Source organism: Catellatospora methionotrophica, assembly GCF_011297335.1.
Lineage (GTDB): Bacteria > Actinomycetota > Actinomycetes > Mycobacteriales > Micromonosporaceae > Catellatospora > Catellatospora methionotrophica.
In genome coordinates this window covers 327,797-343,019 of the sequence record NZ_JAAOTJ010000003.1, presented here as the reverse complement: position 1 = coordinate 343,019, position 15,223 = coordinate 327,797, and the positions used below count along the sequence as shown (strand labels likewise).

The following is a 15,223-nucleotide window of genomic DNA, read 5'->3' as shown; positions in this document are numbered from 1 at the left end:
GGCCGGCCCGCCCGCTGGCAGGGGTTGCCGGGGAACCAGATACGGCCATGCACGGCAGCAGGTTAGCCGCCGGGCGCGGTGGTCCCCCGCACCGGGCCGTACCGGGGGCGAGTCTGTGGGCTGTGGCCTGCGGGTTCCTGTGGACGCGGAGCGGAGTGGCAACGGGGTCGGCCACCCTCGGCACGAGGGGAGGCGTCATGTGGAGGTTCTGGTATGCGCTGGGAGTGGCGCTGGCCGGGTTCGGGCTGCTGATCGGGACGCTGGCCGTTTACGGGTACACGCAGCTCGTAGCCGAGCAGGCTCGGGTGGAGCGGTTGCTGTCCGAGGCGGAGGGGGAGGCCGAGCTGAGGATGCGGCAGGTGCAGGTCGGCGGCATCGAGGACGACAGGAGCAACAACATCCTGGTCGCCGTCGGCAGCCTCGTGCCGATCACCGGCGGCGTCGCGCTCGTGGCGCTCAGCCGTCGCCGCCTGCGCGAGCGCCGCGCGGGGTGACGGCTGCGGCACCCGTCCTGCAATAGACGCTGGCCTATCTGGTTGAAAATTTCGAGATCAAACTCGACCAGATAGGCCAGCGTCTATGAAAAACGGGGAGGCCGCGGCGTGTTCCGCGCTCCGGGTGCGGTCAGCGGAGCTTGTCGAGCCCCGCGCGGCGCAGGGCGTCGGCCATCGCGCTGTTGCCGACCGGCTCGCTGCGCTGCTGACGCGGCTGCCCGCCGCGCTGCCCGCCCTGGCCACCGCCCTGTCCTCCCTGGCCACCGCGCTGTCCGCCGCCGGAACCGCCGCGCTGGCCACCGCCGCCACCGCGCTGGCCGCGATCCCCGCCGCCCCCGCCCTGACGGGAGCCGCCCGCCGGAGCGGCCTCGTCCTCCAGGCGCAGGGTCAGTGAGATGCGCTTGCGCGGGATGTCGACGTCGAGCACCTTGACCTTGACGACGTCACCGGACTTGACCACCTCGCGCGGGTCGCTGATGAAGGTGCGCGACATCGCCGACACGTGGACCAGGCCGTCCTGGTGTACGCCGATGTCGATGAACGCGCCGAACGCGGCCACGTTGGTGACCACGCCCTCCAGCAGCATGCCGGGCTGCAGGTCGCCGATCTTCTCGACGCCGTCCTTGAAGGACGCGGTCTTGAAGGCGGGACGCGGGTCGCGGCCGGGCTTCTCCAGCTCCTTGATGATGTCGGTGACGGTCGGCAGGCCGAAGGTGTCGTCGGCGTACTCGGTCGGCTTGAGGGTGCGCAGCAGCGAGCCGTTGCCGATGAGCTTGGCCATCTCGATGCTGTTGTTCTTCAGGATGCGCTGCACCACCGGGTATGCCTCGGGGTGGACGCTGGACGCGTCGAGCGGGTTGTCGCCGTTGGGGATGCGCAGGAAGCCCGCGCACTGCTCGAACGCCTTCGGGCCCAGGCGCGCGACCTCCTTGAGGGCGGTACGCGAGCGGAACGGGCCGTTGGCGTCGCGGTGCAGCACGATGTTCTCGGCCAGACCGGTGCTGATGCCGGAGACGCGGGACAGCAGCGGCGCGGAGGCGGTGTTCACGTCGACGCCGACGCCGTTCACGCAGTCCTCGACGACGGCGTCGAGCGAGCGGGACAGTTTCACCTCGGACAGGTCGTGCTGGTACTGCCCGACGCCGATGGACTTCGGGTCGATCTTCACCAGCTCGGCGAGCGGGTCCTGCAGGCGGCGCGCGATGGAGACCGCGCCGCGGATGGACACGTCGAGGCTGGGCAGCTCCTGCGAGGCGTACGCCGAGGCGGAGTACACCGATGCGCCCGCCTCGGACACGACGATCTTCGTCAGGTTCAGGTGCGGGGCGAGCTTGATCAGGTCGATGGCGAGCTTGTCGGTCTCCCGCGACGCGGTGCCGTTGCCGATCGCGATCAGCTCGACGTTGTGCGCCGCGGCGAGCTTGGCGAGGGTCGCCAGCGAGGCGTCCCAGCGGTTGTGCGGCACGTGCGGGTAGATGGTGTCGTGGGCGACGACCTTGCCGGTGGCGTCGATGACGGCGACCTTCACACCGGTGCGGTAGCCGGGGTCCAGGCCCATCGTGGCGCGGGTGCCGGCCGGGGCGGCCAGCAGCAGGTCGCGCAGGTTCATCGCGAAGACCCTGACGGCCTCCTCCTCGGCGGCGGCCCACAGCCGGGTGCGCAGGTCCAGGCCCAGGTGCACCAGGATGCGGGTACGCCAGGCCCAGCGCACGGTGTCGTTGAGCCACTTGTCGGCGGGGCGGCCGCGGTCGCTGATGCCGAACGCGGCGGCGATGCGCTGCTCGAAGATGGTCGGTCCGGCGGGCGCGCCTTCGGCGGCGGGCTCGTCGGGCTCCATGACCAGGTCGAGCATCTCCTCCTTCTCGCCGCGGAACATGGCCAGGATGCGGTGGCTCGGCAGCTTGGCGTACGGCTCGGAGAAGTCGAAGTAGTCGGAGAACTTCGCGCCCTCCTCGGCCTTGCCGTCGCGCATCTTCGACACGATGCGCCCGCGGGTCCACATCTGCTCGCGCAGCCCGCCGATCAGGTCGGCGTTCTCACCGAAGCGCTCGACCAGGATCGAGCGCGCGCCTTCGAGGGCGGCGGCGGTGTCGGCGACGCCCTTGTCGGCGTCGACGTAGTCCGCGGCGGCGGTGTGCGGGTCGTGCGAGGGGTCGCCGATCAGCAGGTCGGCGAGGGGCTCCAGGCCGGCCTCGCGGGCGATCATCGCCTTGGTGCGCCGCTTGGGCTTGTACGGCAGGTAGATGTCCTCGAGCCGGGCCTTGGAGTCGGCTCCGTTGATCATCGCTTCGAGGGCGTCGTCGAGTTTGCCCTGCGAGCGGATCGACTCCAGGATCGTCGACCGGCGTTCCTCCAACTCCCGCAGGTAGCGCAACCGCTCCTCGAGCGTACGCAGCTGGGCGTCGTCCAGCTCGCCGGTGACCTCCTTGCGGTACCGGGCGATGAACGGGACGGTCGATCCGCCGTCGAGCAGCTCGACCGCCGCGTTCACCTGGTTCTGCCGTACGCCGAGTTCTTCGGCAATGCGCTGCGCAATGGACGTCGTCACGGTGAGACATTCTGCCCGCACCCCGCCGTCCTGGCACGCAGGGGGCGGGGTTCGGAGCGGTGCGGTGTCAGCTCACGCGGGGGTGGTCAGCCGATCGACGACGGCACGGTGGCGGGGAAACCCTCGCGCCGCCCGTACGTCACGCCGCAGACTCCGGCGCAGGTCAGCAGCGCGGCGACGATCGGCAGCGCGGACGGCCCCCAACCGGCGAGCACGATCCCGCCGACCAGCGCGCCGCCGCCGATGCCGACGTTGAACGCCGACGCGTTCAGCGCCGCGGCCGTGTCGGCGGCCCCCGCCGGGGCGGCCCGCAGGATCGCCGCCTGCACCAGCGTGGCCAGGGCGTTGAGCGCCAGGCCCGCGAGTGCCGCCGCGGCCACGGCCAGGGCGGGCGAGTGTCCCGCGAACGCGAGCACGATCAGCGCCACGGTCAGCAGGGTCGTGCCCGCGAGCATCGCGAACCGGGGCCGCTTGTCGACCAGCAGCCCGGCGGCCAGCAGGCCGACCGCGCCCGCCGCGCCGTAGCCGAGCAGCGCCAGGCTCAGCGCCTGCTCGCTCAGGCCCGCGGACTGCAGGAACGGGGAGATGTAGGTGTAGAAGGCGAAGTAGCCGAGCATGGTGACGGCGGTGGTGACCACGACGATCGCGACCGACGGGGTGCGCAGCACCCGCAGCAGGCTGAGCCCGGTGCCCGGTTCCTCGCCGGGGAAGTCGGGCAGCAGCCGCCAGCCGACCAGGGCCAGCAGCAGCGCGACCCCGGCGAGCACGGCGAACGCGGCCCGCCAGCCGATCGCCAGGCCGAGCGCGGTTCCTGCGGGCACGCCCAGCATGATCGCCACGGTGCCGCCGGCGAAGACCAGGGTGACCGCCCGGCCGACCCGGTCCGCGGTGACCATGCGGGCGACGTAACCGGCGCAGATGGCCCAGAACGCCCCATGGCTCAGGCCGCCGAGCAGCCGGGCGGCGGTGGCGAGCGGGTATGCGGTGCTCAGTGCCATGATCACGTTGCTGGCCGCGTACGCGATCAGGGTCCCGACGAGCAGCCCGCGCCGCCGGAACCGCGCGGTCAGCCTGCCCATCGGCGCGGCGAACAGCGCCACCATCAGCGCGTACCCGGTGACGAGCAGCCCCACCGTGGGCTCGCTCACGTCGAGGTCCCGGGCGATGGAGCTGAGCAGCCCCATCGGCAGCATCTCGGTCGTCACCGACAGGAAGGTGCCCGCGGCCACCAGCAGCAGCCCCGCCAGCGGCCACGGAGTTCGGGCGGCGGTGTCGGGCTCGGGCTTCGCGGTCACCGTTCGACGGTAAACGCTCTCACGGGATTACCCGTCCGGGTTTACCCCGTGAACTCAGACACAAGGGCGGGTACGGACCCTGGCTCGTCCCCGGTATCGGCCTCGATCCCTCGACGCGGCCACCCTCGTCCCGGCACCCTGTTCTGCGCTCACAGGGACTCGGGGAAGGGAGCTGGTCAGGGTGCGCCTCAGGAGGGTGCTGGCGATCGTCGGCGTGGTGGTGCTGCTGCTGTGCACGGTGTGCGCCGGAGCCGGTGTGTGGATCTGGAACGCGCAGGTGATCTCGACGGCGGACCAGGTCGACTTCACCCGGCCGCTGGCGGTGCCGCCGCTCGCGCCGTCGCGGATGGTGGACGGCCGCCGCGTGTTCGACCTCAAGGCGCAGGCGGGGGAGCACGACTTCGGCCGGGGCGCGACGCCGACCTGGGGGTTCAACGGGGGCTTCCTCGGTCCGACGCTGCGGGCGGCGCGCGGCGAGCAGGTCGTGGTCAACGTGACCAACGCCCTGGACCAGACGACGACGGTGCACTGGCACGGCATGCACCTGCCGGCCGAGGCCGACGGCGGCCCGCACCAGCTCGTGCAGCCGGGCAGGGCCTGGTCGCCGACGTGGAAGGTCGACCAGCCCGCCGCGACGCTGTGGTACCACCCGCATCTGCACGGCGAGACCGCCGGGCACGTGTACCGGGGGCTGGCCGGGATGTTCCTGGTCGACGACCCGGCGACGTCGGTGGACGCGCTGCCGCACGAGTACGGCGTCGACGACATCCCGCTGATCGTGCAGGACAAGAAGTTCGACGGCGACGGCGAACTCGACGACAGCTCGTCGTTCCTGGGCGGGGTCGGGGTGCTCGGCGACACGGTCGCGGTCAACGGCACCGTCGGGCCGTACCTCGACGTCACCACCGAGCGGGTGCGGCTGCGGCTGCTCAACGGGTCGAACGCCCGCTCCTACGAGTTCGGCTTTCCGGACGGTCGCCGGTTCGCGCTGGTCGGCACGGACGGCGGGCTGCTGGAGGCGGCGTACGACCTGGATCGGATCATGCTGTCGCCCGGTGAGCGGGCCGAGATCGTGGTGACGGTCAAGGCGGGGGAGCGGACCGTGCTGCGCAGTTACCCGCAGGCGCTGGAGACGGGGCTGCTCGGGGACCGGTTCACCGGCGGCGCGGACACCCTAGACATCCTGCAGCTGCGGGCGGCGGGCACGCTGGCCCCGCGCCCGGCGGTGCCGCAGCGGCTGGTCGCGGTCCCGAAACTGAACCGCGCCGACGCGGTGCGGCAGCGGCCGTTCACGCTCAGCGGGCACGCGATCAACGGCAAGCAGATGGACATGACCCGCGTCGACGCCGCACCCGAGCGCGGCAGCGTGGAGATCTGGAAGGTCGTCAACAACGACGGCACCCCGCACAACTTCCACATCCACGACGTGCAGTTCCAGGTGCTCACCCAGGGCGGGGCCGCGCCGCCGCCGCAGCTGTCGGGCTGGAAGGACACCGTGTACCTGCCGCCGAACGTCACCTTCGAACTGATCATGCGGTTCAGCGACTACGCGGACGCGGACACCCCGTACATGTTCCACTGCCACGTGCTCTACCACGAGGACGCGGGCATGATGGGCCAGTTCGTGGTGGTGCCGCCCGGTGGCCAGCCGGGCGTCATCGACCACGCGTCGCACCTGGCCCACGCCGGGCACTGACCGGCGGGTCAGCCGATCCGGACGTCGTGGGCGGCGTCCGGATCGGTGAACGCCAGCAGCCGCGCCCCTTCCCGCGTGACGGCGTCGCGGTCGGCGGCGCTGAACGCGGTGAACGGCTCGACGGCCAGGACGGCCTGGCCGCGGGTCCGCTCGACGCGCCACATCCCGGCGACGAACCCGCCGATCAGGACGGTCGAGCGGATGATGCCGTTGACGGTGAACACCCGTCTGCGGTGCTCCTCGGAGATGATCCGGGTGCGGTCGGCGTACGACAGCAGGATGTTGTCGAACTCGCCCAGCAGCCGCACCGGCGCGGGCACGCCGGGCTCCGGGCGGGGTGCGTCGGGCAGGTCGAACAGCTCGACGCCGTGCTCGTCGCGGAACACCGCCAGCCCCGGCCGCAGGCGCTCGACGACCTCCTTCAACCGGGTCAGCCCCGACCAGGCCTGCACGTCCTTCACGCTCGCCGGGCCGTATACGGCCAGGTAGCGCAGCACCATGTCGTCGAGCGCCGCGACGACGGAGCCCTCGCCCAGCCACGACTCGGCGGAGGTGTGCGCGGCCTGGCCGCTCGACCCCCACAGCCCGCGCGGCGGCACCTGGACCAGCGGCACGCGGGCGCGCACCACCTGTGCGAGCGCTTCGGGGTCGTGGCCCGGGAACCGCTCGGCCAGCACCACTCCCAGCTCCGCGAAGGTGCGCGGCTGCTCCTCGACCAGGGTGCGGCCGTGCGCGGCGACCGCGTCGAAGTCCAGGCCGGGCAGCCGCCTGCCGTATGTGGTGGCGAACCCGCGCTCGAACACCGGCCCGAGCAGCGGCCGCAGCCGCCGGTAGTCGTCGGCGGTCACCAGGTGGATCGTCCCGCGCATCAGCGCGATGCGGACCGCCCGCCGGTCGACGATCAGCTCCGACAGCTCGCCGGGCGCGAAGCCGTCGAGGCGGTTCCACAGCGCCACGTACGGCGGGTTCGGGGCCTGGGCCTGCAACCCGTACAGGTGCGCGACCGCGTCGTGTACGGAGATGTCCGCGCGGGAGAGCAGCAGTTGGCGCGACAGCAGGGCGCGGTTGAGCGTTTGACGACTGAGCACGGGGGCCATAGGCATTTAAGCTACGTGGTGCGCCCGCCTGTCCGGCCGGGCGCTCGTGGTAGGAGAGTGCCGATGACCGAGCTGCCGATCCCCGGCCCGTACGTGCCCTGGGTGGGCGACGTCCCGTCGCGCCCCGAGTCCGCCGGTCCGCTGCAAGGCGTGCGCCTGGCCGTCAAGGACCTGTTCGACGTCGCGGGCCTGCCCACCGGCGCGGGCAACCCGACCTGGCTCGCCACGCACCCGCCCGCGATCCGCGACGCTGCGGCGGTGGCCGTGCTGACCGGCGCGGGCGCGCGCATCGTCGGCAAGACGCACACCGACGAGATGGCGTACAGCCTGTTCGGCACCAACGCGCACTATGGCGCACCGGACAATCCGGCCGCACCGGGGCACATCACCGGCGGCTCGTCCAACGGCACCGCCGCCGCGGTCGCGGAGGGCTCGGCCGACCTGGGGCTGGGCACCGACACCGGCGGCTCGGTGCGCATCCCCGCGGGCTGGTGCGGCCTGTACGGCCTGCGGCCCAGCCACAGCCGGGTCAGCCGGGCCGGCGTCGTGCCGCTGTGCGGCTCGTTCGACGTGCCCGGCCTGCTCACCCGTGACCTGGCCCTGCTGCGCACCGGGACCGGCGTGCTGCTGACCGGCGGCCCCGACACCACCCCGATCCGTGGCCTTCTCGCCCCGGCCGACCTGTGGGAGCTGGCCGAACCGGCGGTGCGCCAGGCGCTCCAGCCCGCCCTGGAGCGGCTGGCCGCGACGCTGCCGTGCGACGAGAAACCGCTGTGGGGCGCGGCCCCGGCCCCCGACTACCGCTTCGCGTACGCGGTGCGCACCGGCTGGGAGTTCTGGCAGCGCCACGGCGACTGGGTACGCGAGCACGAACCCGTCTTCGGCCCCGGGGTGGGCGGGCGGGTGCGCGTGGCTTCGGCCCGTACCCACGAGGAACTCCTCGCCGCCGACCGGGAGATCGCCGCGGTCCGGACCACGATGGCGCGGCTGCTCGACGGCGCGGTGCTGGTCATCCCGACCGCGCCCGCGCCCGCCCCCGGGCGCGGCGTCGACACCGGCCCGCTGCGCGCCCCGATCCTCGGCCTGACCGGCATCTCCAGCGTCGTCGGCCTGCCCGCGCTCAGCGTGCCCGGCGCCACCGTCGGCGGCCTGCCCGTCGGGCTGTGCCTGATCGGCGCGCCCGGCACTGACGAGTCCCTGCTCGAACTCGCGGAGGTACTGCGATGACCGAACCGGGCGCGCTCGCGCCGACCGACGACCTCGACGTGCGGGACGCCCCGCCGCCGGGGCTGTGGCAGCAGATGAAGGCCGACCCCCAGTACGCCCCCGAGTACCTGGCGCTGGAGGCGGTGACCCGGATCGGGCCGCAGGCCGCGGCGTGGGTCGCACGGATGCGCACGAGGTACCCGCACATGCACCCCGACGGCCTGGCACAGCTGGCCGTCAAGCGGTTCCGGCGGCACGCCCGGTTCACCGGCGCGGTGTCGGGCTCGGTCGGCCTGCCCGGCGCGATCGCCGACCTGGCCACCCTGGCCTGGACGCAGAGCCGCCTGGTGCTGCACCTGGCCGCCGTGTACGGCGTCGACCCGACGCACCCCGACCGGGCCACCGACCTGCTGGTGCTGCAACGGGTGCACAAGGCGACCGAGGCGGCCCGGCTGGCGCTCGGCGTCGCCCAGGGGCGCGAGGGCGTCGGCGTCGCGCTGGCCAAGGGAGTCGGCACCACGGCGAGCCGGGCCCCAGTCGGCCGGGCGCTGGGCCGGCTGAGCTGGAAGCTCGCGCAGATGGCCGGGATGCGTGCGGTGCGCAAGGTCGCCGCGAAGGCGATCCCGTTCGCGGCGATCGTGTTCGGCGCGTGGGCGAACTCGTCGACCGTCAACGACCTCGCCTCGCGCACCATCAACCTGTACCGCCCGCCCACGCTGACCGCCGTGCCGCACCCGCGCCCGGCCTCGCAGTGACCGCTGTCGACCCGTCCGTGACCGGCAAGGGCGTGCCGGTCACGCGGCGCGGCCGGCGGCGCGGCGAGACCACGGTCGCGGTCGTCGCGCGGCTGGCCGGGGTGTCCGCGCCGACGGTGTCCAAAGTGCTCAACGGGCACCCCGGGGTCGCCGCCGAGACCCGGCAGCGCGTCGAGCAGGTGCTGCGCGAGCAGGACTACCGCCGCCCGGACGCGGTCACCCAGGCCCCGATGCTGGAGGTCGCGTTCCAGGCGCTGGAGAGCCACCTGGCCATCGAGATCATGCGCGGGGTGGCGCAGGTCGCCAACGCGCGCCAGCTCGCGGTCGGTTTCACCGAGACGGCGTCCGGGCCCGGCTGGCTCGACCACGTGCTGCGGCGGCGGCCGGTCGCGGTCATCGCGGTGTACGGCGCGGCCATGCGCCGCGAGCACGCCCGCCTCGCGGCCAGCGGCATCCCGCTGGTGGCCCTGGACCCGACGGGCGAGCCGGTGCACAGCGTGCCCTCGGTCGGCGCGGCGAACTGGAACGGCGGCCTCACCGCCACCCGTCACCTGCTGGAACTCGGGCACCGCCGGATCGCGATGATCGGCGGCCCGCCCGGCTTCCTGGCCGCCCGCGCCCGCCTGGACGGCTACCGCGCCGCGATGGACGCCGCCGGTGCCGAGGTCGACCCGTCCCTGCTGCGCTCCGGCACGCTGTCCTACGAGGACGGCCTGCGCCACGGCCGCGCCCTGCTCGCCCTGCCCACCCCGCCGACCGCCGTGTTCTGCTGCAACGACCTGCTAGCCCTCGGCGTCTACGAGGCGGCCCGCCGCGCGGGTCGCCGCATCCCCGACGACCTCAGCGTCGTCGGCTTCGACGACCTGGAGTTCGCCCGCTGGAGCGGCCCCGCCCTCACCACCGTCCGCCAGCCCCTGGCCGACATGGGCGCCGCCGCCGCCGACCTGGCGCTCACCCTCGCCACCGGCACCGCCCCACCCCGCCTGCGCCTCGAACTCGCCACCACCCTCATCGCCCGCGCCAGCACCGCCCCGCCGCGTTGATCATGAACTTGGGGACGTGTTCGGCGGGGTGTCCCCACCCTGGCACCGTGATCGACAGCTGAGCCGCTCGGCGGGCGGGCGGAAGTATCGGTGACCGGGTTCGCTTGACCCCTCATCGCATCGATGTCTATGGTTCGGTCGAATGCATTCGCCTACATATTGGAAACGTTTCTCAGTGGCGCTGCCCCGCCACGGGAGGAGACACCATGCGCAGAGGAGTCAGGTCGCTGCTGGCGGTCGCCGCATCGGCCCTGGCCGTCGTGGGAGGACTGGTCGTGGCCTCGCCGCCGGCCGTGGCCGCGACGCTCACCGAGGTCACCAACTTCGGCACCAACCCCAGCAACCTGCGAATGCACCTGTACGTGCCCGACAACGTCGGCACCCGGCCCGCGATCGTGGTCGCCGTGCACTACTGCACCGGCACCGGCCCGGCCTTCTACTCGGGTACGCAGTTCGCGCAGCTCGCCGACCAGTACAAGTACATCGTGATCTACCCGTCGGCGACCCGCAGCGGCGCGTGTTTCGACGTGTCGTCCCCGGCGTCGCTGACGCACAACGGCGGCAGCGACTCGCTGAGCATCGTCTCGATGGTGCGCTGGGTGGTCGCCAACCGCGGCGGCGACGCCGACCGCGTCTACGCCACCGGCGCGTCGTCCGGCGGCATGATGACCAACGTCCTGCTCGGGGCGTACCCGGACGTGTTCAAGGCGGGCGCGTCGTTCATGGGCGTGCCGTACGGGTGCTTCGCCACGACCGACGGCTCGATGTGGAACACCACCTGCGCCAACGGCCAGCTCATCAAGACCGCCCAGCAGTGGGGCGACCAGGTCCGCTCGGGCTACCCCGGCTACAGCGGCCCCCGGCCGCGCATGCAGCTGTTCCACGGCACCGACGACACGACACTGCGCTACCCGAACTTCGGCGAGGCGATCAAGCAGTGGACCAACGTGCACGGGGTGAGCCAGACCCCGGCGTACACCGACACCCCGCAGTCGGGCTGGACCCGGACCCGCTACGGCAGCGCGGGCGTCAACGCCGCGGTCGAGGGCATCAGCCTCGCCGGGGTCGGCCACAACCTGCCGCTGTCCGGCCAGGCCCTGCTCGCGATCCAGTTCTTCGGCCTCACCTCAGCGCCGCCGAGCCCGTCGCCCAGCACGTCAGTCTCGCCGAGCGCCCCGCCCTCACCCAGCGCCCCGCCCTCACCCAGCGGGTCGCCGAGCCCGCAGCCGCAGGGCTCGTGCCGGATCGGGTACACGGTCAACCCGTGGAACACCGGCCTGACCGCGAACATCACCATCACCAACACCGCCACGTCCACGGTCAACGGGTGGGCACTGGTGTTCACCCTGCCCGGCGGCCAGGCGATCACGTCGGGCTGGAGCGCGACGTACACGCCCGCCAGCGGCACGGTGACCGCCCGGAACCTCAACTACAACGGCACCCTCGCGCCCGGCGCGAGCACCACCGTCGGGTTCAACGCCAACCACACCGGCAACACCGGCAAGCCGCCGTCGTTCACCCTGAACGGCAGCACCTGCACCATCGCCTGATCCACCGGTGACCCGTCCCCGGCCACGATCTGCCCGCAGACCGTGACCGGGGACGGGTACGGCACCCGGTTGCCGTCCGGGCTAGCGTGGCCGGTAGTCGGCGATGACGGAGGCGAAGATGGGTGAGGCGACGTTCGTGCAGGTCGTCACCACACTGGACGACCGGGACGCGGCGCTGGCACTGGCCCGCTCGGCGGTCGAGGCGAAGGTCGCGGCGTGCGCGCAGGTCGGCGGCCCGATCCGCAGCGTGTACCGCTGGCAGGGCGCGATCGAGGAGGCCGAGGAGTTCACGGTCGTCCTCAAGACCACGGCGGCGGGCTACCCGGCACTGGAGCGCCACCTGCTCGACCGGCATCCGTACGAGACACCGGAGATCGTCTGCACGCCCGTGCTCGCGGGCAACCCCGCCTACCTGGCCTGGGTCACCGCCGAAACAGGCCAGTGACGGCACGTGGCACGCCCGGAGCACAATCGACGGGCATGAAGGCCTTGTGCACCTGTGGCGTGCTCGCCGGTCCGCTGTTCGTCGTCGCGTTCCTGATCCAGGGCGCGGTCAAGCCGGGCGGCTACGACCCGCTGCGGCATCCGGTCAGTTCGCTGGCGCTCGGCCCGTACGGCTGGGTCCAGACTGCGGTCTTCCTGGCCTGCGGGCTGCTCACGGTCGCGTTCGCGGCGGGTCTGCTGCGCCTTTCAGGGGTACGCCGCAAGATCGGCGCGGGGCTCGTCGGGCTCTGGGGCATCGGCCTGATCGGCGCGGGCCTGTTCGTCACCGACCCAGTCAGCGGCTACCCGGCGGGCACCCCCGACCTGCTCGTCGACCACACCGCCGCGGGCATCCTGCACGACCTGTTCTCCGTGCTCGCGTTCTTCACCCTCGCCGCGGCGACCTTCGTGCTGGCCGCCGGTTCCGGCCCCGGCTGGGCGACCTACTCGGTGCTGTCCGGGCTCGCCTTCCTCGGTTTCTTCCTCGCGTCCGGGGTCGGCTTCCAGCAGGACCCGTCGCTGGTCGACACCGCCGGGCTGTGGCAGCGACTGTCCCTGCTCGCCGGCTGGACCTGGCTGACCGCGCTCGCCTGGCGCGTCAGAGCCAGCGTCGCGAGCGACTGACATCGCTGCGAAGAAACCGCAGCTGGCAGGCGGTGCGGGCTGGTCTATGCTCCGCGGGTGTCACGCACCTGGCCCTCACCCGCGATCCGCCTCATCCGCTGCGGCGTGGTGGGGCTGACCTACCTCCTGGTCGCCGTCGCGGCCCTGACCGGCTTGATCGAGGACGCCGGGTCCGTCGCCTCGACGATCGTCACGGGGCTCGCGTCAGCCGCAGGCATGCTGATCCTGCAGGCGAGCTGGCACGAGCCGCTGGTGCTGACCAGGGACGGAATCATCGTCGGGAACTCTCGACGGGAGATCGTGTTCGCGCAGGTGGCGCAGGCCACCGCCGACCCGGACGGGGTTTACCTCCGGCTACGGGACGGCGGTGTGGTGTTCGCCGCCGTGGGCTTGCGGCTCCGCGTCGATCGGCGGCGTCACCGTCGCCGCCGGATCGAGCAGGCCACGCGGCTGATCAACGAGAAGGTGACCCGGCACGACCTGATGCGACGCGTGGCGGAGGGCCTGGGCACCGTCCAGCAGGTGCGATCCGGACGGTGACGGGCGAAAGCAGACTTGCGGGCACGGTTCGCCGATAGGCTCTGACCTGTGCGTACGGGTGGCGAAGGTGACGGTTACACGCCGGACCCGCGCCGTTGGCGTGCACTGAGCGTGTGCCTGGTGGGCGGATTCATGGCGCTGCTCGACGTGAGCATCGTCAACGTGGCGCTGCCGTCGATCCGGGAAGGACTGCACGCCTCCGACAGCGCGCTGCAGTGGGTGGTCTCCGGGTACGCGCTGGCCTTCGGCCTACTGCTGGTGCCCGCCGGGCGGTTCGGCGACCTGAAGGGGCGGCGCAACGCGTTCGTCGCCGGAGTGGCGCTGTTCACGCTGGCCAGCGCGGCGGCCGGGCTCGCCCAGGGCGCGCTGTGGCTGGTCGTCGCGCGCATCGTGCAGGGCGCGGCGGGCGGCATCATCAATCCACAGATCAGCGGGCTCATCCAGCAGCTGTTCCGAGGTGCGGAACGGGGGCGAGCGTTCGGCCTGCTCGGCGCGACCGTCGGCATCTCCACCGCGATCGGCCCGCTGCTCGGCGGTCTGCTGATCCAGGCCGCCGGGGTGGCCGAGGGCTGGCGCTGGGTGTTCTACGTCAACGTGCCGGTCGGGGCACTGGCGATCATCCTGGCGTACCGCTTCATTCCGAAGTTCTGCGACGACCAGCGGCGTAAGGAGAGCTTCGACCCGGTGGGGGTGGTGCTGCTGGCCGCCGGTGTCGTGCTGGTGCTGCTGCCGCTGATCCAGGAGGAGGTCTGGGCCGGGCCGGGCAAGTGGCTGCTGCTGGCGGCCGGGGTGGCGGTGCTGGGCGGCTTCGTGGCCTGGGAACGCTGGTACGCCGGGCGCGGGCATCCGATGGTCGACTTGGGGTTGTTCCGCCGCCGCTCGTACGCCCTCGGGGCGCTGCTGGGGCTCGCCTACTTCGCCGGGTTCACCGCGATCTTCTTCATCTTCACCCTGTACCTGCAGCAGGGACTGCACTACACCGCGCTGCAGGCCGGTCTCGCGACGGTGCCGTTCGCGCTCGGCTCGGCGGTCTCGGCAAGTCTCGGCGGGCGGGTCGTGACCCGGGTCGGCCGGGCCCTGATCGCGATCGGCCTCGGGCTGGTGGCGATCGGACTGGTCGGCGTCGAGATCGCCGTCGAGCTGGTGCCCGGCCGCCACGACGGCTGGGCGACCGCGCTGCCCCTGCTCATCGCCGGCATCGGCAGCGGCCTGGTCATCGCCCCGAACCAGACGCTGACACTGGCCGAGGTGCCCGTGGTGGGCGCCGGCAGCGCCGGGGGAGTGCTGCAGACAGGCCAGCGCATCGGCGCGGCGGTCGGCATCGCGGTCGTCGGCGCGGTCTTCTTCGCCACGGTCGCGTCGTCCGGCGGCGACTTCGCCCTGGCCTTCCGGCACGGGCTACGGGTCACCATCGCCTTCGTACTCATATCGCTGGTCATCGCGCTGGTCGACGTACACGCGAGCCGCCGCGCCGCCGCCGAACAACCCACCCGTCCACAGTCCGCAGGCCGCCCGCCTGGCGCACCCGGCGGGCGGGCCCCCGGCATGGACCTGTCACGCCGTCAACCGGCCGTCGACCAGCCAACCGGCTACGACGCCTGACCGTCCGCGCTTCTCGGCCGCCCGCCGCCCGCCGCCCTGCCGCTCGCCGCCCCGTCGCTCGGTCGCTCGGTCGCTCGGCCGCTGGCACCGCTCGGCCGCTCCGCTCGAAGGAAGGGCACCTTCCCATCGCTATGCGTAGAGGAAGGTGCCCTTCTTAACCTTGCCGTCCGGGGCGTCGGCTGATGATCGCCGTTTGTGGTCAGAAGGTGCGGCCCAACCGCAGGTTTTGACCACAAACAGCGATCATCGCCGGAGCCGAGCCGAGCCGAGCCGAGCCGAGCCGAGCCGAG

Annotated in this window: 13 protein-coding genes; 10 read left to right on the top strand and 3 right to left on the bottom strand. The window is 72.6% G+C overall.

Features of this window, described 5'->3' with window-relative positions; all coding sequences use genetic code 11:
* The first annotated feature begins 197 nt into the window (after positions 1-197).
* Positions 198-494 (top strand): hypothetical protein, encoded by a 297-nt coding sequence (locus HAV40_RS12145; protein WP_166381046.1) that lies wholly within the window; start codon positions 198-200, stop codon positions 492-494.
* Between the two features lie 130 nt (positions 495-624).
* Here the strand turns inward: HAV40_RS12145 and HAV40_RS12140 are convergent, their stop codons facing one another.
* Together HAV40_RS12140 and HAV40_RS12135 are read right to left on the bottom strand one after the other, a co-directional pair.
* The gene (locus HAV40_RS12140) at positions 625-3,042 is read right to left on the bottom strand and encodes a Tex family protein (protein ID WP_166381045.1); all 2,418 of its coding nucleotides are present in this window, start codon (positions 3,040-3,042) and stop codon (positions 625-627) included.
* A gap of 86 nt (positions 3,043-3,128) precedes the next feature.
* Complete coding sequence (locus HAV40_RS12135; protein WP_166381044.1) at positions 3,129-4,337, bottom strand: MFS transporter; 1,209 nt, start codon at positions 4,335-4,337, stop codon at positions 3,129-3,131.
* A gap of 181 nt (positions 4,338-4,518) precedes the next feature.
* On the opposite strand from HAV40_RS12135, the gene HAV40_RS12130 reads away from it, so the two are divergent.
* Positions 4,519-6,033 (top strand): multicopper oxidase family protein, encoded by a 1,515-nt coding sequence (locus HAV40_RS12130; RefSeq protein WP_239086966.1) that lies wholly within the window; start codon positions 4,519-4,521, stop codon positions 6,031-6,033.
* A gap of 8 nt (positions 6,034-6,041) precedes the next feature.
* Here the strand turns inward: HAV40_RS12130 and HAV40_RS12125 are convergent, their stop codons facing one another.
* Positions 6,042-7,130 (bottom strand): winged helix DNA-binding domain-containing protein, encoded by a 1,089-nt coding sequence (locus tag HAV40_RS12125; protein WP_166381043.1) that lies wholly within the window; start codon positions 7,128-7,130, stop codon positions 6,042-6,044.
* Between the two features lie 63 nt (positions 7,131-7,193).
* Here HAV40_RS12125 and HAV40_RS12120 point away from each other — a divergent pair, with 63 nt between their 5' ends.
* The 8 genes from HAV40_RS12120 to HAV40_RS12085 all read left to right on the top strand — a co-directional run bounded on the left by HAV40_RS12120 (position 7,194) and on the right by HAV40_RS12085 (position 14,933).
* The gene (locus HAV40_RS12120) at positions 7,194-8,357 is read left to right on the top strand and encodes an amidase family protein (RefSeq protein WP_166381042.1); all 1,164 of its coding nucleotides are present in this window, start codon (positions 7,194-7,196) and stop codon (positions 8,355-8,357) included.
* A complete protein-coding gene (locus HAV40_RS12115) occupies positions 8,354-9,091 on the top strand; it encodes an EcsC family protein (protein ID WP_166381041.1) in 738 nt (245 codons plus the stop codon). The genes HAV40_RS12120 and HAV40_RS12115 overlap by 4 nt, the downstream gene beginning before the upstream one ends.
* Positions 9,088-10,134, top strand: a complete 1,047-nt coding sequence (locus HAV40_RS12110) for a LacI family DNA-binding transcriptional regulator (protein ID WP_275413529.1) — start codon at positions 9,088-9,090, stop codon at positions 10,132-10,134. The genes HAV40_RS12115 and HAV40_RS12110 overlap by 4 nt, the downstream gene beginning before the upstream one ends.
* 206 nt (positions 10,135-10,340) lie before the next feature.
* Complete coding sequence (locus HAV40_RS12105; RefSeq protein ID WP_166381040.1) at positions 10,341-11,684, top strand: extracellular catalytic domain type 1 short-chain-length polyhydroxyalkanoate depolymerase; 1,344 nt, start codon at positions 10,341-10,343, stop codon at positions 11,682-11,684.
* Positions 11,685-11,802: 118 nt separating this feature from the next.
* Positions 11,803-12,129, top strand: a complete 327-nt coding sequence (gene cutA, locus HAV40_RS12100) for a divalent-cation tolerance protein CutA (protein ID WP_166381039.1) — start codon at positions 11,803-11,805, stop codon at positions 12,127-12,129.
* Between the two features lie 35 nt (positions 12,130-12,164).
* A complete protein-coding gene (locus HAV40_RS12095) occupies positions 12,165-12,791 on the top strand; it encodes a DUF998 domain-containing protein (RefSeq protein WP_166381038.1) in 627 nt (208 codons plus the stop codon).
* Positions 12,792-12,848: 57 nt separating this feature from the next.
* Positions 12,849-13,331: a hypothetical protein gene (locus HAV40_RS12090; protein ID WP_166381037.1), complete on the top strand. Its 483-nt coding sequence runs from the start codon at positions 12,849-12,851 to the stop codon at positions 13,329-13,331.
* 105 nt (positions 13,332-13,436) lie between these two features.
* On the top strand, positions 13,437-14,933 hold the full coding sequence (locus HAV40_RS12085; protein ID WP_275413530.1) for an MFS transporter: 1,497 nt from the start codon (positions 13,437-13,439) through the stop codon (positions 14,931-14,933).
* Positions 14,934-15,223: the final 290 nt, after the last annotated feature.

Excerpts from the sequence above, each read along its gene's own strand:
- HAV40_RS12145 (WP_166381046.1), top strand. The coding sequence starts at position 198 with ATGTGGAGGTTCTGGTATGCGCTGGGAGTGGCGCTGGCCGGGTTCGGG.
- HAV40_RS12125 (WP_166381043.1), bottom strand. The coding sequence starts at position 7,130 with ATGGCCCCCGTGCTCAGTCGTCAAACGCTCAACCGCGCCCTGCTGTCG.
- HAV40_RS12120 (WP_166381042.1), top strand. The coding sequence starts at position 7,194 with ATGACCGAGCTGCCGATCCCCGGCCCGTACGTGCCCTGGGTGGGCGAC.
- HAV40_RS12115 (WP_166381041.1), top strand. The coding sequence starts at position 8,354 with ATGACCGAACCGGGCGCGCTCGCGCCGACCGACGACCTCGACGTGCGG.
- HAV40_RS12105 (WP_166381040.1), top strand. The coding sequence starts at position 10,341 with ATGCGCAGAGGAGTCAGGTCGCTGCTGGCGGTCGCCGCATCGGCCCTG.
- cutA (WP_166381039.1), top strand. The coding sequence starts at position 11,803 with ATGGGTGAGGCGACGTTCGTGCAGGTCGTCACCACACTGGACGACCGG.
- HAV40_RS12095 (WP_166381038.1), top strand. The coding sequence starts at position 12,165 with ATGAAGGCCTTGTGCACCTGTGGCGTGCTCGCCGGTCCGCTGTTCGTC.